The 19,304-nt window shown below is 68.1% G+C and carries 17 protein-coding genes; 8 read left to right on the top strand and 9 right to left on the bottom strand.

Annotation, left to right across the window (positions count from 1 at the left end; all coding sequences use genetic code 11):
* Window positions 1-86: 86 nt before the first annotated feature.
* Entirely contained in the window at window positions 87-1,385 is a 1,299-nt protein-coding gene (locus WS51_RS01480; RefSeq protein ID WP_059542934.1) for an MFS transporter, read from the bottom strand.
* A gap of 166 nt (window positions 1,386-1,551) precedes the next feature.
* Window positions 1,552-2,325, bottom strand: a complete 774-nt coding sequence (locus tag WS51_RS01475) for a putative hydro-lyase (RefSeq protein ID WP_059503925.1) — start codon at window positions 2,323-2,325, stop codon at window positions 1,552-1,554.
* Between the two features lie 203 nt (window positions 2,326-2,528).
* On the opposite strand from WS51_RS01475, the gene WS51_RS01470 reads away from it, so the two are divergent.
* Window positions 2,529-3,461, top strand: coding sequence for a LysR family transcriptional regulator (locus WS51_RS01470; RefSeq protein WP_059804395.1), 933 nt, complete (start codon window positions 2,529-2,531; stop codon window positions 3,459-3,461).
* 67 nt (window positions 3,462-3,528) lie between these two features.
* Here WS51_RS01470 and WS51_RS01465 read toward each other — a convergent pair whose 3' ends face one another.
* The 5 genes from WS51_RS01465 to WS51_RS01445 all read right to left on the bottom strand — a co-directional run bounded on the left by WS51_RS01465 (window position 3,529) and on the right by WS51_RS01445 (window position 8,883).
* Entirely contained in the window at window positions 3,529-3,852 is a 324-nt protein-coding gene (locus WS51_RS01465) for an antibiotic biosynthesis monooxygenase family protein (RefSeq protein WP_059503929.1), read from the bottom strand.
* A gap of 62 nt (window positions 3,853-3,914) precedes the next feature.
* Window positions 3,915-4,724 (bottom strand): MetQ/NlpA family lipoprotein, encoded by an 810-nt coding sequence (locus WS51_RS01460; RefSeq protein ID WP_069228476.1) that lies wholly within the window; start codon window positions 4,722-4,724, stop codon window positions 3,915-3,917.
* Window positions 4,721-5,770 carry a formylglycine-generating enzyme family protein gene (locus WS51_RS01455; RefSeq protein WP_069228475.1) on the bottom strand — a complete coding sequence of 350 codons (1,050 nt, stop codon included), beginning with the start codon at window positions 5,768-5,770 and terminating at the stop codon, window positions 4,721-4,723. The genes WS51_RS01460 and WS51_RS01455 overlap by 4 nt, the downstream gene beginning before the upstream one ends.
* Before the next feature lie 10 nt (window positions 5,771-5,780).
* On the bottom strand, window positions 5,781-7,730 hold the full coding sequence (locus WS51_RS01450; RefSeq protein WP_059503936.1) for an arylsulfatase: 1,950 nt from the start codon (window positions 7,728-7,730) through the stop codon (window positions 5,781-5,783).
* Between the two features lie 199 nt (window positions 7,731-7,929).
* On the bottom strand, window positions 7,930-8,883 hold the full coding sequence (locus WS51_RS01445) for a LysR family transcriptional regulator (RefSeq protein WP_069228474.1): 954 nt from the start codon (window positions 8,881-8,883) through the stop codon (window positions 7,930-7,932).
* Window positions 8,884-9,010: 127 nt separating this feature from the next.
* On the opposite strand from WS51_RS01445, the gene WS51_RS01440 reads away from it, so the two are divergent.
* Complete coding sequence (locus WS51_RS01440; protein WP_069228473.1) at window positions 9,011-10,030, top strand: zinc-dependent alcohol dehydrogenase family protein; 1,020 nt, start codon at window positions 9,011-9,013, stop codon at window positions 10,028-10,030.
* Between the two features lie 148 nt (window positions 10,031-10,178).
* Here WS51_RS01440 and WS51_RS01435 read toward each other — a convergent pair whose 3' ends face one another.
* Entirely contained in the window at window positions 10,179-11,330 is a 1,152-nt protein-coding gene (locus WS51_RS01435; protein WP_069228472.1) for a porin, read from the bottom strand.
* Between the two features lie 138 nt (window positions 11,331-11,468).
* The gene (locus WS51_RS01430) at window positions 11,469-12,419 is read right to left on the bottom strand and encodes a LysR substrate-binding domain-containing protein (RefSeq protein ID WP_069228471.1); all 951 of its coding nucleotides are present in this window, start codon (window positions 12,417-12,419) and stop codon (window positions 11,469-11,471) included.
* A 75-nt stretch (window positions 12,420-12,494) separates the two neighbouring features.
* Here WS51_RS01430 and WS51_RS01425 point away from each other — a divergent pair, with 75 nt between their 5' ends.
* The 6 genes from WS51_RS01425 to WS51_RS01400 all read left to right on the top strand — a co-directional run bounded on the left by WS51_RS01425 (window position 12,495) and on the right by WS51_RS01400 (window position 19,230).
* Window positions 12,495-13,394 (top strand): HpcH/HpaI aldolase/citrate lyase family protein, encoded by a 900-nt coding sequence (locus WS51_RS01425; protein ID WP_069228470.1) that lies wholly within the window; start codon window positions 12,495-12,497, stop codon window positions 13,392-13,394.
* Window positions 13,391-14,623, top strand: a complete 1,233-nt coding sequence (locus tag WS51_RS01420) for a CaiB/BaiF CoA transferase family protein (RefSeq protein WP_081333515.1) — start codon at window positions 13,391-13,393, stop codon at window positions 14,621-14,623. Before WS51_RS01425 ends, WS51_RS01420 begins: the two co-directional genes overlap by 4 nt.
* A 143-nt stretch (window positions 14,624-14,766) precedes the next feature.
* On the top strand, window positions 14,767-15,603 hold the full coding sequence (locus tag WS51_RS01415; RefSeq protein ID WP_069228469.1) for an amidohydrolase family protein: 837 nt from the start codon (window positions 14,767-14,769) through the stop codon (window positions 15,601-15,603).
* Window positions 15,604-15,674: 71 nt separating this feature from the next.
* The gene (locus WS51_RS01410; protein ID WP_069228468.1) at window positions 15,675-17,054 is read left to right on the top strand and encodes a TIGR00366 family protein; all 1,380 of its coding nucleotides are present in this window, start codon (window positions 15,675-15,677) and stop codon (window positions 17,052-17,054) included.
* Window positions 17,055-17,070: 16 nt separating this feature from the next.
* Window positions 17,071-18,516, top strand: coding sequence for an MmgE/PrpD family protein (locus WS51_RS01405; RefSeq protein ID WP_060339437.1), 1,446 nt, complete (start codon window positions 17,071-17,073; stop codon window positions 18,514-18,516).
* Window positions 18,517-18,615: 99 nt separating this feature from the next.
* Window positions 18,616-19,230 carry a LysE family translocator gene (locus WS51_RS01400; protein ID WP_069228467.1) on the top strand — a complete coding sequence of 205 codons (615 nt, stop codon included), beginning with the start codon at window positions 18,616-18,618 and terminating at the stop codon, window positions 19,228-19,230.
* The last annotated feature ends 74 nt before the right edge of the window (window positions 19,231-19,304 follow it).

The following is a 19,304-nucleotide window of genomic DNA, read 5'->3' as shown; positions in this document are numbered from 1 at the left end:
GAGCGCCGCCGCACGGCGCGCGTCGCGCGCCGCGTGAGGGCTTCGATGAAACGGGAGTGGTGAAAGGGCGGCGGGCGCGAGCCCGCTCAGGCGGCGTCGAGTTCGCGGCCGCGCGTTTCGGGCAGCGTCAGCGCGGCGACGATCACCACGCCGTACGCGGCGACCGCGAAGATGCCGATGCTCATGCCGAGCCCGTACTGCTTCGACAGCGCGCCGATCAGGAACGGAAACAGCGCACCGATCGCGCGGCCGACGTTGTAGCAGAAGCCTTGCCCGGAGCCGCGCACGCGGGTCGGGAACAGTTCGGTGAGGAACGCGCCCATTCCGGAGAAGATGCCCGACGCGAAGAAGCCGAGCGGGAAGCCGAGCCACAGCATCGACGCATTGGTGAGGTTCAGCGACGTGTACGAGAACGCGATCACCATCGAGCCGAGCGCGAACAGGATGAAGTTCGGCTTGCGGCCGAGGCGATCGGTCAGGTATGCGCTCGTCAGGTAGCCGACCCACGAGCCGAAGATGATCATCGCGAGATAGCCGCCGGTGCCCATCACGGTCAGGTGCCGCTCGGTCTTCAGGAACGTCGGCAGCCATGTCGTGATCGCGTAGTAGCCGCCCTGCGCGCCGGTCGTCAGCAGTGCCGCGCGCAGCGTCGTCGACAGCAGCTTCGGCGCGAAGATCTCGGTGAGGCGCGGCGCGTCCGCGACCTTCGCCTGCGTGGCCTTCTCCTTCTCGTAGACGTCGGGTTCCTTCACGTAGCGGCGGATCGCGACCACCAGCAGCGCGGGCGCGAGACCGACGAGGAACAGCGCGCGCCAGGCCTGCTCGGCCGGCAGCACCGAGAACAGCAGCGCATACAGCAACGCCGACAGCCCCCAGCCGATCGCCCAGCCCGACTGCACGAGGCCGACCGCCTTGCCGCGATCGCGCGCGCGGATCACCTCGCCGATCAGCACCGCGCCTGCCGTCCATTCGCCGCCGAAGCCGAAGCCCATCAGCGCGCGCGCCGCGAGCAGCTGATGGTAGTTCTGCGCGAGCCCGCACAGCGCGGTGAATACCGCGAACCAGAGCACCGTCAGCTGCAGCGTGCGCACGCGGCCGATCCGGTCGGACAGGATCCCGGCGATCCAGCCGCCGAGCGCCGACGCGAGCAGCGTCATCGTGCCGATGAAACCGGCGTCCGCGAGCGAGATGCCCCAGGTCGCGACGAGCGTCGGGATCACGAACGACAGCATCTGCGTGTCCATTCCGTCGAGCATGTAGCCGACCTTGCAGCTCCAGAACGCGCGGCGTTCGCGAGTCTGCGCGTGCGCATACCATCCGAACAGGCCGTTGCGCGCGGGGCCCGAAGGGTCGGCGACGGGCGCCGCGAGGGTCTTGCTTTCCATGGTGAAGCTCCTGTCGAAGTGTGCGGTCGGAAACCGTGCGTGTCGTGCGTGTCGTGGTCGCCCGGCTGCGGATGCGCGCCGCCCTCCGGTCGGGCGGATCGTCCGCGGCGGTGCGCCGCCGTGTCGTGGTCGCACCGGCGATCGTGCGGGCCGGTGCCGGCCGGGATCAGAACACGGCCAGCGATGCGTTCGTGATATCGGTCATCAGCATGTAGCCGGGCGTATGCGCGATCGCGAGCGGCAGCTTCGCTTCCATCAGCGCGGTTTGCGGCGTCACGCCGCACGCCCAGAACACCGGCAGTTCGTCGTCGCGCACGGTCACTGCGTCGCCGAAATCGGGCGCGGCGAGATCGGCGATGCCGAGCGCGCGCGGATGGCCGATATGGATCGGCGCGCCGTGCACCCCCGGGAACCGGCTCGTGATCTGCACCGCGCGAATCGCGTCGGCACCGCGCAGCGGCCGCATCGACACGACGAGCTGGCCGCCGAAGATCCCCGCGCGGCGGTTCGCAATCGTCGTGCGGTACATCGGCACGTTGCGTCCTTCCTCGATGTGGCGCAGCCCGATGCCTTCGCGCGCCAGCATGTCCTCGAACGAGAACGAGCAGCCGATCGCGAACACGACGAAATCGTCGCGCCACAGCGCCTCGAGCGATTCGACCCGCTCCGTCAGGCGGCCGTCGCGATACACGTTGTAGCTCGGCACGTCGGTGCGGATGTCGAGATCGTCGCCGAGCACGTCGAGCCGGAACGCACCGGGTTCGCCGACGCCCAGCAGCGGACACGCTTTCGGATTCGCCTGGCAGAAGCGCAGGAAATCGTGCGCATACGCGTTCGGCAGGATCGCGAGATTCGCTTGCGCGAACGGGCCGCACTGGCCGGCGGTCGGGCTGCGGAACGCGCCGCTGCGGACGGACTGGCGGAATTCGGAAGGCGTCATGATGGTCGTTGGCGGATCGGTATGTCGTCGGGATGACGGTTGCGTCAGCGGATACGGCGAAGAATAGAAAAGAAAAAATTTTGTCGCCAACGAGTTTTTCTGCGTCGCGTGTATAGAATTCCTTAACGGATCTCGGGGTTTCCCCCGATCCCGTTCACTTTTCTTCACCGGCAAGCTGCGCGTCCCTCGTCCGTCAGACCGCCATGAACACGCGTTTCCTGGAAACCTTCGTCACGCTCGCGAAACTGCGCAACTTCCGCACGACGGCCGCCGCGCTGCACGCGACGCCGGCCGCGATCTCGCAGCGCCTGAAGGCGCTCGAGGACGAATTGCAGACCGTGCTCGTCGATCGCGACAGCCGCGAGTTCCGGCTCACGCCAAACGGCGAATACCTGCTCGGCTATGCGAAGGCCGTCGTCGAGGCCACCCACGAGCTGCAGGCCGCCGCTGCCGGCGAAAGCGCGCTGCGCGGCAAGCTGCGGCTCGGCGTGATCGAAACGGTCGTGCACAGCTGGTTGCCGAATTACCTGCGCCGCCTCGCCGCCGACTATCCGCAGCTGGAGATCGACCTGACCGTCGACGTGAGCGTCGTGCTGCAGCGCCGGCTGATGGCCGGCGAGCTCGACCTGATCATTCGCGTGGAAGGCAGCGACGAGCCGTCGGTCGTCTGCGACGCGCTCGCGAACTATCCGGTGCGCTGGATCGCGCGTGCGGGACTGTTGCCGACCGCGCGCACGGGCCTCGCGCGGCACGTGCTGCGCCAGCCGATCCTGACCTACGGGCGCGGCACCGCGCCGCACCGGGCGCTCGAGGACATCGTGCGCACGCTGGCGCACGCGCATGGCGTGCCGCTGTCCGAGACGCGCATCACCGGCTCGCCGTCGATCTCGGTGATCGTGCAGCTCGTGCGAGACGGGTTCGGTGTCGCCGCGATTCCGGTGCTGTTCGTCGATGCGCTGATCGAGAGCGGCGAGGTCGTCGAGTTGCCGCTGCAGCCGTCGCCGCCGTCGATCGTCGTGTCGATGTCGCGGCGGGCGGACGCGCCGAAGTTCGTGCATGGCGCTTCGATCGCGGCGCGCACCGCTTGTCACGAGTATTGCGAGAAGAGCAATCGGCTGCTGGTGGAAGCGCTTTGATACGGTGCGACATCAGCGCACGATTCGCCGCCGATCGCGATCGGCGACGCGAACCGGGCACGCCGCATCACGCGTGTCCCGTATGCGGCTGCGCGAGCTTGCCGTCGCCGTACTCACGCAGCACCTGCGAGATCACCACGCGATAGCCGTCCAGCCAGCGCGCCTGCTTCGCCTTCGCTTCCAGATGCGCGGGATGCCGCATCAACTGCTGCAGCGCCGCCTCCGATTCCCAGTAGTAGACGTTCTGGATCAGCCCGGCCTCGGCGTTCTCCCACGTCTCCTCGCCGAGGTAGCCGGGCGTCGCGCGCGCCATCTCGGCGATCCGGCTGTCGAGCCGGTGAAACTCGTCGTCGTATTGCCCTGCGCGGAAAATGAAGGTCGACGCGTACATGCGCACTCCATCGGAGACGGTTGAAAGAGCGGCAAGTGTAAGGCACGCGCGGCGCCGACCATCTACCAGGGCCGGCGCACGGAGTCCTGATAGCGCGTCAGAATGAAATGCGCGACGTCGTCCGAGTGATATGCGGCGACGAGTTGCGCGACCCACGGCTTCGTGCGGTCGGCGTCGCGCACGGTCAGCACGTTTGCGTACGGCGAGCGTGCATCCTCGAGATTGATGCTGTCGCGCGCCGGCTGCAATCCCGAGCGCGCGGCGTCCTCGCTGTCGATCGCGACGAACGCTGCCGAATCGAGCGCCTCGTACAACCGCTCGCGGCGCACTGCGACGATCTTCAGCGCGAGCCGGTTGCCCGTCACGTCGCGCAGCGTCGCATGCAGGCCGGCCTTGTCCCGCAGCGTCACCAGTGTGTCGTTCTGCAGCAGCACGAGCGCACGTGCCAGCCCGCGCGGATCGGCCGGGATCGCGACCGTGGCGCCGGGCTGCAAATCGTTCAGACTCCTCAGCTTGCGCGAGTAAAGCGCCATCGGCAGCGTGACGGTCGGCGCGACCGCCGTCAGTGCATAACCTTTAACCTTGCGCGTCGCGGCAAGGGACTGCGCGTCCTCGAAACTCGCGACATCGATCCTGCCTTCTGCGAGCGCGGTATCGATGCGCGACGCATCGTCGAATTCGACGACGTCGACGCCCAGCCCGCGCCTGGCCGCAACGCGCTTCACCTCGTCGAGGATCTCCGCATGCACGCCGCGCGTCACGCCAACGCGTACCGCCGACGCGGCCGATTCGGCGGCAGCGGCGACGACCGGCTGGGCGAGGCCGCAAGCGACGGTCAGCCATGCGGCAACCAAACGCAGCTTCTGGTTCATGACGCATCCCGCAGGATCGTGCGAAACCCGATATGCGATGCGCCCAGATCGGCTTCCTGCTGTTCGCGCGACGATGCGCGGTAGCGCACGCAGTAATCGCGCGAGCACAGGAACGAGCCGCCCTTGATCACCATCGGCGTGTCGTGCCGGCGCGTCGGCGGCGCGACGGCCGCCGTGTCGCCGTTCGTGTGCGACTGATGCGGGCCCGTGTATGCGTCCTTCGTCCATTCCCATGCGTTGCCGATCATGTCGTACAGGCGGAAGCCGTTCGCCGCGTAGCAGCCGACGGGCGCCAGCCCCGCATGACCGTCCTCCGCCGCGTCGAGCACCGGAAACACGCCCTGCCAGTAGTTGGCTGCCGGCTTGCCCTGCGCATCACGCGGCGCCGCGTCGAGCGACGCATCGTCGCGACCGGCCTTGCCCGCGTATTCCCATTCCGCTTCGGTCGGCAGGTCGCGCCCGAGCCAGCGCGCATACGCAAGCGCATCGCGCTGCGTGACGAGCGTGACGGGCAGGTTGCCGAGCCCGTCGACGCTGCTGCCCGGCCCGCGCGGCTGCCGCCACGACGCGCCCTTCACCCATGTCCACCACGCGAGGTCACGCGCATTCAACTCCTCGCGCGTCGGCACATGAAACACCGCCGCGCCGCCCTGCCGTTCGGCCTCGGTCACGTAGCCGGTCGCCTGCACGAACGCGGCGAACTGCGCGATCGTCACGTCGGTCTGGTCGATCCAGAAACCGCCGACACGCGTCTTCCCGTCGCCGGCCGGACGCTCGTCCTCATAGCCGCGCGTGCTGCCGAACACGAACGCGCCGCCGCTCAGGTGCACCATCCCGGCCTTCGGGTCGTCGCGCCACTTCGCCGGCAGCCCCGAGTAGCGTGCGCACTGCCGCTCCGAGCCGAGCGGCGCGAGCGTGCGGCCGCGATTCGCATCGTCGAAGGCGCTGCCGGGCGACGCCGGCGGGCTCGCATAGCCGGCGGCGAACGCGGCGACGAACAGCGTGCCCGCGAGCGCCGCGCCGAGCGTCCAGAAGCGCAACCGCATCGTGTCGTCCTCAGTAGTAGCCGCGCGGACGCAGCGGCTCCACGCCGCCGACGTTGCTCATGTAGGTCTTCCACTGGTCGACCAGCGTGCCGATCACCGACGGGTTCTGCGCGGATACGTCGGTCGTCTCGCCGCGGTCCGCCGCGAGGTCGTACAGTTGCCAGTGGCCATCGAGCGGGCCGAGCGGCGGCTCGGTCCACAACGCCTTCCAGCGGCCGTCGGCGCTGCGCAGGTACGCGCGGCCATACGCTTCGTCGCCGAACGGCGTCGTATGCACTTCGCCCGTCGCCGCCCCGGTGAGCACCGGCAGCAGCGACTGGCCCGTCACCGGATACACGTAGCGGTTGTTGTAGACGACCTTGCCCTTGTTCTGGTCGACGCCCGTCAACGTGTTCACGAGCGGCGGCGCCGGCTGCGACGGCGGTGTGACGCCCGCGACCGCGAGGAAGGTCGCCGTGTTGTCGGTCACGTGCGTGAACGCACGCAGCGTCGGCAACTGCCGCGTCTGCCCCGGCAGGCGCACGATCGTCGGTGTCGACACGCCGCCTTCGGCCGAATAGCCTTTGGTGAGCCGGAACGGCGTCGCGCTCACTTCTGCCCAACGCAGCCCGTATTGCAGCCGTTGCGCGTTCTGCTTGCCGTTGTCGGTGCCGAGCGTCGAATAGATCGGCTCCTGCCCGTTCGCGGTGTCGGTCGCCGTCGGGTCCGCGCCGGAGTCGATCGGCCAGCCTTCGGCGCCGTTGTCCGACTGGAACATGATGAACGTGTTGTCGTATTCGCCGATGTCCTTCAGGTGCTGGATCAGGAGGCCGATGTTGTAGTCGAGGTTCTCGACCATCCCCGCATAGATCTCCATGTAGCGCGCCTGCGCGCGGCGCTCGGCCGCGCTCAGGCTCGCCCACGACTTGTCGACCTTGCCGGCGCCGTAGTCGCTGTAGCCGTCGGCGGCCGAGTGCACGGCGCTGATGTACTTCGCGTTCGCGGTGCCGTTGTTCGCGGTGGCCGGCGATGCCGACGTCGTTTCCGGCAAGCCGTCGAACGGCTTGAAGTCGGCGGGGATCAGGCCGAGCGCCTTCTGTCGCGCGATCCGCGCGTTGCGGATCGCGTCGTAGCCGGCGTCGTACACGCCCGCATATTTGTGCAGCCACGGGTCCGGCACCTGCAGCGGCCAGTGCGGCGACGTATACGCCGCATACGCGAAGAACGGCTTGCCGTCCTGCTTGTTCGAATCGATATACGAAATCAGCTTCTGTGTATAGAAGTCGGTCGAATAGAACACGGCCGGACTGCCGCCCGCGCCGCCCGGCTGCCCCGGCTGGCCAGGCTGCACGTAGCGGCCGTCTTCCGTGTAGTTCGACGAGCCGGCCGGCTCATGCGCAAAATGGTTCGTCGCCGCGCCGGCGAGCAGCACGTAGCTGCGCTCGAAGCCCCACTGGTCCGGCGTCTGGCCGCTGCCCGTCGCACTGCCGACGATCCCCGAGCCGATATGCCACTTGCCCGCGATGTAAGTGTGATAGCCGGCGTCCTTCAACAGTTGTGCGAACGAAAGCGCGCGATCGTTCAGGTAGCCTTCGTAACCGGGCAGCCCGCGCCGTTCGTCGGTCGGCACGCCCATCGTGCCTTCGCCGACGAGGTGATGATCGGTGCCGGAAATCAGCATCGCGCGCGTAATCGCGCATACGGTGCCCGTGTGGTGATTCGACAGAATGCGGCCCGATGCGACGAGCGCGTCGAGGTTCGGCGTGTTGATCTCGCCGCCGAATGCATGGATGTCGGAATAGCCGAGATCGTCGGCCATGATGTACAGGATGTTCGGGCGCTTGGCCGCGGGCGTCGCATTGGCCTGCGGCGGCGGATCGCCGTCGATGCCGCCGCACGATGCGAGCGACAGCGCGCCGGCAGCCGCGGCGCAGACGACACGGAAACGGAAAGCATGCAACGGCGACGCGGAGTTTTTCATTTTGTCGAACGCTCGATCTACGGATCGGCGATCTTAGCGTCGCGCGCGCGGCGCCCAAAGTCGGATTCGTCACATGCTAACGGGAACGGGGAATATGCACGCCGGCGCCCGTTTCACGACGCGCGCGACGATGCGTGCGCTGCACGAGAACCCGCCTGGTCGCCTCCGTTCGCGTCGACCGATCCGATCGTGCGCGCGGCTACGAAGCCCGGGCGGTGCGTCGCGGCGCGCGCTCGCCGCCCGCATCGTCCGACGCCAGCATGCGCGGAATCTCGTCAATGAGCGCATCGATGACGACGCGCACCTTCATCGGCACATTGCGCGACGCCGGCCGCACTACGAATACTTCGGCACCCGAAACGCTGTCGCTGTCCATCACGAGCGCGAGGCGGCCGTCGCGCACGTATGGCGCCATCAGCCAGCACGGCAGCCACGCAAGCCCCGCGCCGGCTGCCGCCGCATCGGCGATCGCCTGCAGGTCGTCGAATCGCAGGCGGCCCGCCGGGCGATGGTCGTGCACGGCGCCGTCCGCGCCGATGATTCGCCACGGCGTCGGCTGCCCGCCGCGCGAATAAGCGATGCCGTCGTGCGACGCGAGTTCGTCCGGCCCGGACGGCCGGCCGTGGCGGGCGAGATAGGCGGGCGATGCGCAGATGCCCATGCGCTGCACGCCGAGCTTGCGGCCGACCAGCGCATTCGTGTCGGCAAGCGGGCCGATACGCACCGCGATGTCGAAACCGTCGTTGACGAGATCGGCGACGCGATCGCTGAACGACACGTCGATTTCGAGCCGCGGATGACGCTCGACGAGGCGCCGCACCACGGGCGCCACGCATTGGCGGCCGAACAGCACGGGCACGCTGACCCGCACGCGCCCGGACGGCTCGCGTCGGTTCGCGTCGAGCGCGGCTTCCGTCTCGCCCAGTTCGGCCAGCAAGCGCCGACACTGCTCGTAATAGACGAGCCCTTCGTCGGTCAAGCCGAGCTGGCGCGTCGTGCGCCGCAACAGCCGCGCGCCGAGGCGCTGTTCGAGCCGCGCGACGATCTTTGCAACCGCCGAGCGCGTCATGCCGAGCCGCAGCGCGGCCGCCGCGAAGCTGCCCGCCTCCACGACGTCGACAAATTCGGCGATGCCTCTGAGCCGCTCGTCCATGCAATTGCGCTCCCGTGGGATGACTGATTTGTGTCCGCTCCGGCGACAATCGTTGGCCGAATTCTCGCCAATGCGTCCCGTTGCGCGACACTATGATAGTCCCGTCTATCTCGAAAAAGGAGCCGCCATGCACGCATGGCAAATCAAACCCGGGGACGGTATTGCCGGGCTCCGGCGCATCGACGCGACCCCGCGCGCGGTCGGGCCGACCGACGTCGTCGTGAAGATCCACTCGGCCGCACTGAACTATCGCGACCTGATGTTCGCGCGCGGCGACTATCTCGGCATCGGCACCGACGCACTGATACCCGTCGCCGACGGTGCGGGCGAAGTCGTCGAAACCGGCCGCGACGTCACGCAGTTCAAGCCGGGCGATCGCGTGATCAACACGTATTTCCCGCACTGGATCGACGGGCCGCCCACGCCGTGGAAAGTGTCGGCGTCGCCCGGCTCGCATTTCGACGGCGTGCTCGCGGAACGCTTCGTATCCGACGAAACCGCACTGGTCGCGATTCCCGCGCATCTCGACTACGACGAAGCCGCAACGCTGTCGTGCGCGGGCATCACCGCGTGGAATGCGCTGTTCGTCGACGGCGGGCTCGGGCCGGGCGCGACCGTCGTGCTGCTGGGCACGGGCGGCGTATCGATCATCGCGCTGCAGCTCGCTCATGCGGCCGGACTGCGCACGATCGTGACCTCGTCGAGCGATACGAAGCTCGAACGCGCTCGCGCACTCGGTGCGGACGCAACGATCAACTACCGCACGACACCCGAATGGCAACATGAAGTGCTGCGGCTCACCGGCGGTGCGGGCGCGGATCTCGTCGTCGAAGTCGGCGGACGCGATACGCTCGCGCGCTCGGTCGCCGCGACGAAACTGGGCGGCATCGTCTCGGTCATCGGCGGCCTCAGCAGCTTCGGCGGCCCGGAACTCGGGCTGCTGTCGCTGATCGGCGGCATCCGGCGACTGCACGGCTTGATGGTCGGCAGCCGTGCGATGCTCGACGACGTCGTGCGGCTCGTCGACGCGAAGCGGATCAAGCCGGTGGTCGATCGCGTGTTCGACTTCGACGAAGCGCCGCAGGCCTACGCGCACCTGCAGTCGGGACAGCATTTCGGCAAGGTCGTGATTCGCGTCGCGTCGTGACGGATGAAGGCCGCGCGCGCCGCCTTCTCCGCGCCGCGCACCGATCGCCGAGCCGCTGCCGGCCACCGCTGCGACCGTGTTCGGAGCGTCGAAGATGCTGCGCCGGCCGCCACGCGGCTTTCGTATGCGAGCGGTGCGCGCGGCGGCGTCAGAACATCTGGCGCAGACCGATCGCCGCCCCAACGTTGTTGGTCCTGCCGATCTGGTCGACCTTGCCGGTGAGCCGGTTGGTGGCTCCCGGATAGTCGGCCGCGAACGCGCCGTTGCCGCGTGCGAAATCGACCGTGCCGTACACCTCGGTATGCTTCGACAGCGCATATTCGGCCAGCACGGTCGCCGAGTAGTTGATCCCGGAGCCGAGCGTGCCGTCGAGCCGCTCCGCATTGCGCGCGTGGCCGTAATAGCCGGCCACCGTGATCAGCAGCGGCGCGGTGGCCTGCCAGTTCGCGCCGACGTAGAGCGTATCGTCGATGCGATTCGGGCTGCCGCCGCCCAGCGACGGCGCGCCGGCCTGCTGCATGTTGAAGTCCGTCGTGCCCGTCTTGTCCTGACCGTGCAGCCAGCCGGCCAGCAGGCGCACCGACGGCGTGACCTGGTACGCGCCGCTCACGTGCAGGAAGTTCACCTTCGCGCCGTTGACCGCGCTGCCGTTCACGGACGACACCGAGGTTTGCTGGAAGCCGGCGTTGATCGATGCGGGCCCTTGCGCATAGGTCAGTTCGACACCGTACGTGCTGTCGAGGCCCGTCGCGCCCGCATGGTTGCCGAACCCGTAGATCGCATCGACGCTGAAGCCGTTGTACGAGAACTTGTACTTCACGGCGTTCGGCACGGTCAGGTAATTGCCGATGCCGTTGTACGCCCAGCTGTCCTGCCAGTAGTCGCCGACGGTCATCGGGTCGAACACGTCGCCCATCGTGTCGTACAGCGGGGCGTACTGGTTGCCGAAGGTCAGCGAACCGTACCGGTCGCTCGACAGGCCGACGTATGCCTGCCGGCTGAACAGCGTGTTCGCGACGTGCAGCTTGCCGTCGCCGAGCTCGAAGCCGTTTTCCAGACGAAAGATTGCCGACAGGCCGCCGCCGAGATCCTCGCTGCCGCGCAAGCCCCAGCGGCTGTGCGTTTCAGGGCCGACCGTCATGCCGATCAGGTCGCGGCCGCCGGGGCCGGCGTTCGTCTGATAACGGATCGCCGTGTCGACGAGGCCATACAACGTGACGGAACTTTGCGCAAATGCGGACGACGCCGCTGTCAAGACGATTACTGCGCCGACACCACCGGATACGACGATGCGTTTCATGAAAGGCCTCCCTGAGCGATTGATTTTGTAAGCAGTCCGACAGCATTCGCGTCTGACCGCCGGTATAGCGCTCGGGAGAATAATCGGTCACATTCGCGGCACCTATTGCCGCTTCTGGATTGGACCTTTCCAGTACCGTCAACAATGACGGCAGCGCGCCGAGGCAATCGTCGGCTCGTGCCGCAACGACCGCCTCGCACCGTCGGCGGTTCCGCGAAGCTGCACCATCCGGCGGCTGATCGCGAGCCACTCGCGAATCGCGCTCTCGCGCGCCGAGCCCCGGCGCCAGAGTATGCCGAAGCGCCGCGGCTCGGTCGGCTTGGGCAGCGCCAGCCGGACGATCCGCAGCCGCTCCGCGAGCGGCGACGCGATGTCCGGGACCAGCGATACGCCCAGCCCGCGCTCGACCATCATCGCGATCGCCAGCAGCGAATTGATCTCGAAGCGCTCGTGCGGATCGATCCCGTGATCGCGCAGATAGCGGTCCGCCTGCTTGCCGCCGCCGAGACTTCGGTCGTAGCGGATCAGCGGCTCGTGGCGCAGCAGGTCGTGCGCGTCGCGTGCGGCGAGATCTTGCGGTGCCAGCACGACGAGCGGCTCGATGCGCAGCAGTTCCCACACCATGCTTTTCGGCAGCGCAAAACTCGGATGCAGGCAGACGGCCGCATCGTGATCGCCTCGCCGCACGGACTCGTAAAGCTCCGCCGACGTACCGGACTGGATCAGCACCTTCAACCGCGGATGCCGGGTTGCGAACTCGGCAAGCACGTCCGGCAGGATGCTGTGCAATGCGGTGTTGATCGCGCCGAGGCGCAATTCCCCGGACAGCTGCGCATCGTCGGCCGCGACCGATCTCAGGTCGTCGAACTCGCGGATAAGCCCGCGCGCACGCTCGAGCACGCGATAGCCGGCCTGGGTGGGGCGCACTGCGCGGCCCGCGCGTGCGAGCAGCGCCACGCCCAGCTCCCGCTCCAGCACCCGCATCTGCAACGCAACCGCGGCGGGCGTGAGATCGAGCCGGCGAGCGGCCTGCGCCATCGAGCCCGTGTCCGCGACGAGCACGAAGCTCTTGAGGAACACGATATCCATAAAGATAGTTTTTCTATCGTTTGAATGAATCAAACCTGTATTCATCCAGTGTAGCGGGATTTCTATACTGGCCACATGAAAAGCAAACTGTTCGTTCCGGGCTCCCGTCCCGACCTTTTCGACAAGGCGTTGAATGGTCCCGCCGATGCCGTGTCGTTCGATCTCGAGGACGCGGTCGCCGAAGACCGCAAGGATGCCGCGCGCGCTGCGCTGCGTGCGCGGCTCGACCAGCCGCTGCCACCGACGAAAACGATCGTGGTGCGCGTGAATGCGCTCGGCACGCGTGGCTTCGACGCCGATCTCGACGCCGTCGCCCGTCCCGGCGTCGCGATCGTCAACCTGCCGAAGCCTCGCGACCCGGACGATGTGCGCGCGGCCGCGGCCGCGCTTGAACGGGCCGAGCGCCGCAACGGCGTCGCGACGCCGATCAGGCTGCTCGTCAACATCGAAACGCCGCGCGCGCTGCGGCTCGCATCCGAACTCGCGGCGGCCGATCCACGCGTGATCGGCTTGCAGCTCGGCCTCGGCGATCTGTTCGAACCGCTCGGCATCGATCGCCGCGAAACTGCAGCGCTCGTGCCCGTGATGCTCGCCGTGCGCATCGCCGCGGGCGAGGCCGGCATCGCAGCCTACGATGCCGCGTTCACCGACATCGGCGACGCCGACGGCTTCCGCAGCGAGGCCTCGCTCGCACGGCGGCTCGGCTTCGCCGGCAAGAGTTGCATCCATCCAACGCAGGTCGACATCGCGAACGACGTGTTCCGACCGACGCTCGACGAAATCCGCGCTGCGTTGCGCGTGCTCGACGCGGAGCGGCGGGCCGTTGCCGACGGCCGCGGCGCGTACGTGGTGGACGGCCGGATGATCGACGCACCGTTCGTCGCCCGCGCCCGCACGATCGTCTCCGAGGCGATCGCATTCGGCCTGATCCCGCCAGAGGGCATCGCCCAGCCACCCGCATGCCTCGCACCATGACCCGATCTTCCATCGACGTTCCCGCCACACCGCACGCGGCCGGTCGCGGCCACTCCGGCGCAGGCCCGCTCGCCGGCATCCGCGTGCTCGACCTGAGCGCCTATATCGCCGGCCCGTACGGGTGCACGTTGCTGGCCGACCAGGGCGCCGACGTGATCAAGATCGAGCCGCCCGCCGGCGACAACCTGCGCAACTATCCGTCGACGCTGGACGCGCAAAGCCGCGCGTTCCTCGGTGTCAATCGCGGCAAGCGCGGGATCGTGCTCGATCTCAAGCAGCCGGCCGGGCGCGAGGTGCTGCTCGAACTCGTGCGCGGCGCAGACGTGCTGGTCCACAATTTCCGGCCGTCGGTCCCGGCACGGCTCGGCATCGATTACGCACGGCTTCGCGAACAGAACCCGCGCCTCGTTTATTGCGCTGTCACCGGCTACGGCGACTCTGGCCCGCTGAAGGACAAGGCCGGCTACGACCAGGTGCTGCAGGCGATGACCGGCATGTGCGCGCTGCAAGGCGAACCCGGCGCGCCGCCGTCGATCGTGTACGGTTCGGTCGTCGACTACTACGCGGCTTCCCTCGTCGCCGCCGGCGTCGCGTCAGCGCTGTACGAGCGGACCCGCAGTGGGATCGGGCAATACGTGGGCATCTCGCTGCTGCGCGCTGCGCTCGCGATGCAGTCGGCGCGACTCGTGTGGGCCGAAGGCGAGGCACGCGAGGTCGGACGCGACATGCGATCGGGTGGCGTCACGGGCCTGCATCCGACCCGCGACGGCTATCTTTACCTGTCCGCGAACACGCCGCATTTCTGGCGCGCGTTGTGCGTGAAGGTCGGGTTGCCCGCGCTCGCCGACGATCCGCGCTACGACACGGTGAGCAAGCGTGCGCGCGCACACGACGAACTCGTCCCGCTGCTGCGCGCCGCACTGTTGGCCCGCTCCGCGCGCGACTGGGAAGCCATGTTCGGCGACGAGGTGCCCTGCGCCGCATTGCGCGAAATCGAGGACATGTTCGACGATCCACAAGTCGCCGCAGAGCAGCTCATTGCCGATTTCGACCATCCGTCGACCGGCCGCTATCGCGGCTTCTGCCGCCCGATCGCGTTCGAGCGCACACCGCCTCCGGATCCAGTCGGCGCGCCGGCGCTAGGCGAGCATTCGGACAACGTGCTCGCCGAGCACGGCTACGATGACGAACGGCGCGCCGAGTTGCGGCGTCGCGGCGCCATTCGCTGAAACTGCAAACCGCCGGCATCGCGCCGTCCGAACGACAAGATTGGCCCGGAGACATCATGAGAAGACGTCCGTTCCTCGCCTCGCTCGCCGCCGCGAGCGCATCACGCGCGCATGCATTCGGCCCTGCGGCGGCCAAAGCGACGATGCAATCGGCGCACACCGCGCCCTTGCACGCATGCGACGCGCACCTTCACGTCTTCGATGCCCGCTTCCGGTCCGAGCCTGGCGCGCAGATCTTCGCGCACGCGACGGCGGACGACTACCGCCGCGCGATTCAGGCCCGGCTCGGCACGACACGCGCCGTCGTCGTCACGCCGCGCGCGTATGCGACCGACAATAGCGTGACGCTCGATGCGATCCGACGGCTAGGCGCCGACCGCACGCGCGGTGTCGGCGTCGTGCGCACAGATGTGTCGGACACCGAATTGCACGCGCTGCACGCCGGGGGCATTCGCGGCATCCGGTTCACACTGTATCGCCCCGAGCATGCCCCCACGCGCTTCGACATGGTCGAGGCACTGTCCGCGCGCGTGCATGCGCTCGGCTGGCACGTGCAGCTTCACTGGACCGCCGACCAGATCGTCGCACACGAGGCACTGCTCACGCGCCTGCCGTCGACCATCGTGTTCGACCACATGGCACGCCTGCCACAACCGGCGGGCACGTCGCATCCCGCATACGCGATCGTGCGCCGTCTCGTCGATCAGGGCAAGACGTGGATCAAGCTGTCAGGGCCGTACCTCGATTCGCGCGTCGGCGTGACCGGTCGGTTCGCCGACGTCGACACGGTCGCCCGTGCATGGGCCGTCGCGGCACCCGAGCGCCTCGTATGGGGCAGCGACTGGCCGCATGCAACGGAGTCCGCCGCGCCCGACGACGCGCGGCTGTTCGATCAACTCGCGGACTGGGTGCCCGACGAACGTCTGCGCGAGCGGATTCTCGTCGACAATCCAGACCGGCTGTACGACTTCCACGACTGACCGCCGCCCCGACGCGGCGGCGCACCGTCGACACGTATTGCCGACGCGACAAACACCAACAGGAGACATGCATGCGCCTCGCCGATTCCCCACCTCGTGCGGCTCGCATCCGCCTGACGGACGCGACGATTCGCGTGTTCGAGCGAACGATTCCCGATCCGTTCGTCCTTGCGCTGCTGATCACCGCGTTCGTCGCCGCACTGGCCGTCGCGATCGCACCGCGCACGACGCCGGCCGCGATGATCGGCGGATGGACCAAGGGATTCTTCGATATCCTCACGTTCACGGCGCAAATGGCGCTCGTGTTCGCGACCGGGCACGCGCTGGCCCATGCGCCGCTCGTGCAGCGAGCATTCCGCGCGATCGTATCGTTCGCGCGCACGCCGACACAGGCGGCGACGCTGGTCTTCCTGTCGGTGGCCGTCACGTCGTTCGTCAACTGGGCGTTTGGCCTCGTGATCAGTGCACTGCTGGCGCGCGAAGTCGCTAAACGCCTGCGCGTCGATTTCGCGTGGATCGTGGCGGTCGGCTTCTCGGGGTGGGTCGTGTGGGCGAGTGGAATGTCCAGTTCGATCGCGCTCGCGCAATCGACGCCAGGCAGCGCGATGAACGTCGTCGAGAAGCTGACCGGCCACGTGCTGCCGTTCAGCGAAACCGTGCTGACCCGCTTCAACCTGGTTCCGACGCTCGCGATGCTCGTGCTGACGCCGGCGCTGCTCGTCTGGTTCATGCCCGATCCTGCTCGCGCCGAAGCGCTGCCGCCCGACACACAGCCGGCCTCGCAGGCCGTATCCGCTTCGACCGCGCCCGGCGCCGCCGGACACCGCTCGCCGGCGCAGTGGCTCGAGCGCTCGTGCGTGCTCAGCGTTCTGGCCGGACTGTTCGGCCTGTCTGTACTCGGGCTGGCATACGGAGGCCACATTCCGCTGGCGGGCGTGAATGTCGTGATCCTCGCAATGCTCACGGCGGGCGTGCTGCTTCATGGACATCCGCTCGCCTACGCGCGCGCGATCAAGCAGGCGACCGCGCAGACGGGTTCGCTACTGATTCAATATCCGCTGTACGGTGGCATCATGGGCCTGATGGATGCGACCGGCTTGCCCGGCGTCATATCGCACGGCTTCATCGCGATCGCGACGGCCGACACGCTACCGTTCTGGAGCTACGTCTGCTCGCTGGCGATCACGTTCCTGATCCCGAGCGGTGGCGGCCACTGGGCCGTGCAGGGCCCCTTCGTGATACCGGCCGCCGTCGCGTTGCACGCATCGCTGCCCGCGACGACCATGGCCGTCGCGATGGGCGAACAGGTGTCGAACATGATGCAGCCGTTCTGGGTGGCACCGGTGGTCGCAATGGCCGGCATTGGCGTGCAGCGTGTGCTCGGCTACACCGCGCTGACGTTCGTGCTCGGCGCGATCGTCTACGGCTGCGCGCTGTTGTGGCTCGTCTGACGCGCACGGAGGCACGATGAAGCGTAGAACGTTTCTCGCCGCGCTCGGCACGGCCGCCGCCTGCCCCGCCGTCGCGCAAGTCGCGCGCGCCACGCCCACTCTCGCGCGCCAGCTGGCCGACTATGCCGTCGCGCTGAGCTGGGATGCACTCGCGGCAACGACGATCGAAACGGCGAAGGCACACCTCATCGACGCACTCGGATGCGCACTCGTCGCCCATGATGCACCGCCCGTCGCGATGTGCCGGCGCATCGCGACGACGGTCTCTGGGCCCGCGACGCTCATCGGCACGCTACACCGCTCGACGCCGGAACTCGCTGCCTTCGCCAATGGCGCGGCCATCCGCTACGAAGATCTCAACGATCTGTACGTGGGCGCCGAGCCCGGCCATCCAAGCGACAACATCGCGCCATGCCTGGCCGTCGCCGAAGCTGCGCGCGCAAGCGGGCGCGACCTGCTGCTCGCGATCGTGCTCGCCTACGAGATCGACTGCCGGCTCCTGGACGCCGCGAACATCACGAGCCGTGGCTGGGACCATCCGGTCTACAGCCTGCCTGCCGTCGCGCTGGCGGCCGGCAAGCTGATGCGGCTCGATCGCGACCGGATGGAGCAGGCGGTCAATCTATCGCTCAGCGGTCATCTTGCGATGAACCAGACACGCGTGCAGCAACTGTCCGACTGGAAAGGTCTCGCGGATGCGTCGGCATCGCGCGACGGCGTGTTCGCCGCACAATTGGCTCGCGAAGGCGTCACCGGGCCGGCGCCGATCTTCGAGGGACGTGCCGGGCTGTTTCAGCAAATATCCGGCCCGTTCGCGCTCGACGTCGAATCGTTCGGCGGCCCGGAACGCGCGTTCCGGATCGACGCATGCGCCATCAAACCGTATCCGGCCCAGGGATACACGCTGACGGCGATCCCGGCCGCGATCGACCTCGCGACGCGGATTGGCGATCTCGCGCGCATTCGTGCGATCCATATCGACACGACGCACATGGGCTACGTGACGGCCGGCCGCGATCCGGAGAAATGGCGGCCCGAAACGCGCGAGACGGCCGATCACAGCCTGCCATACATTGTCGCGCGAGCGATGATCGAACGCGACGTCACGCGCGACAGCTACGGGCCGGCCGCGCTGCGCGACGCGGCCACGCGCGCGCTGATGGCCGTCACGACGGTCGCGGAAGACGCGCGCCTCACCGCAATGCAGCCGCACGCGATTCCGAATCGGCTGACGGTGACGCTCGACGACGGCCGCAAGCTCGAACGGCAGGTCGACACTTTGCCCGGCTTTCCCGGACAGCCGACATCGCGCCCCGACACCGAGCGCAAGTTCCAGCACAACGCCGCGTCGCGTCTTTCGGAGACGCGCGCGCGACACGCACTTGACGCATTGTGGGCACTCGATGCTCGCACCGATCTGAACGGACTGCTCGCACTGCTCGCCGTCGAATCCCGGCCGTGAACGGCGCACGCACGTCGCGAAACGTCGCACTCGGGACAGGCGGCACGCGGCACGCCAAGGTAAGATGAACACCCCTTCCATCGCGTCACGACCCAAGCCATGTCGACCGCCATCGCCACCCTGCTGCCGCTCGCTGGCGTCCTGCTGCTCAGCGTAGCCAGCCCGGGCCCGAACTTCGTGATCGTCACGTCGACCGCGGTCGCGCAACGCCGCGCCGGCGTGATGACCGCGCTCGGCCTTGCGGCCGCATCGGGCACCTGGGCCGCGATCGCGATTGCCGGCCTCAGCCTGCTCGTGACCCACGTCGCCTGGGTGCACACCGCGCTGCGCCTGGGCGGCGCCAGCTTCCTGATCTGGCTCGGACTGAAGATGGTCCTGACCGCGCGCAAGCCGGTCGCCGTTTCCGCGCCGCGCGCGTCCTCCGGCTGGCATGCCGCACGGAAGGGCTACGTGGTCAGCATGACGAATCCGAAAGCCGTCGCGTTCTACGGCAGTATCTTCGCGTTGATGGTGCCGGCCCATGCGCCGGCGTGGCTCGATCTGGCCGTCGTCGCACTGTCGATCGGAATCTCGGGCGTGTGGTACTGCACGATGGCGCTGCTCGCGTCGCACCCGTCGGTGCGCCGGCTGCTGATCCGGCGCAAGGCGGTGCTCGACACGACGGCCGGGCTGCTGCTGATGGGAGTTGGCGGGCGGATGCTGGCAGGGCGCTGAGCGCCGTCACATGCCCGGATCGGCACGGGAAAGGACCGCTTGCGACACGCTTCACGCGACGTGCGTGCGCCGCG

The sequence above is a fragment of the Burkholderia territorii genome (genome assembly GCF_001718335.1).
GTDB lineage: Bacteria > Pseudomonadota > Gammaproteobacteria > Burkholderiales > Burkholderiaceae > Burkholderia > Burkholderia territorii.
This window is presented reverse-complemented; position numbering and strand designations above follow the sequence as displayed.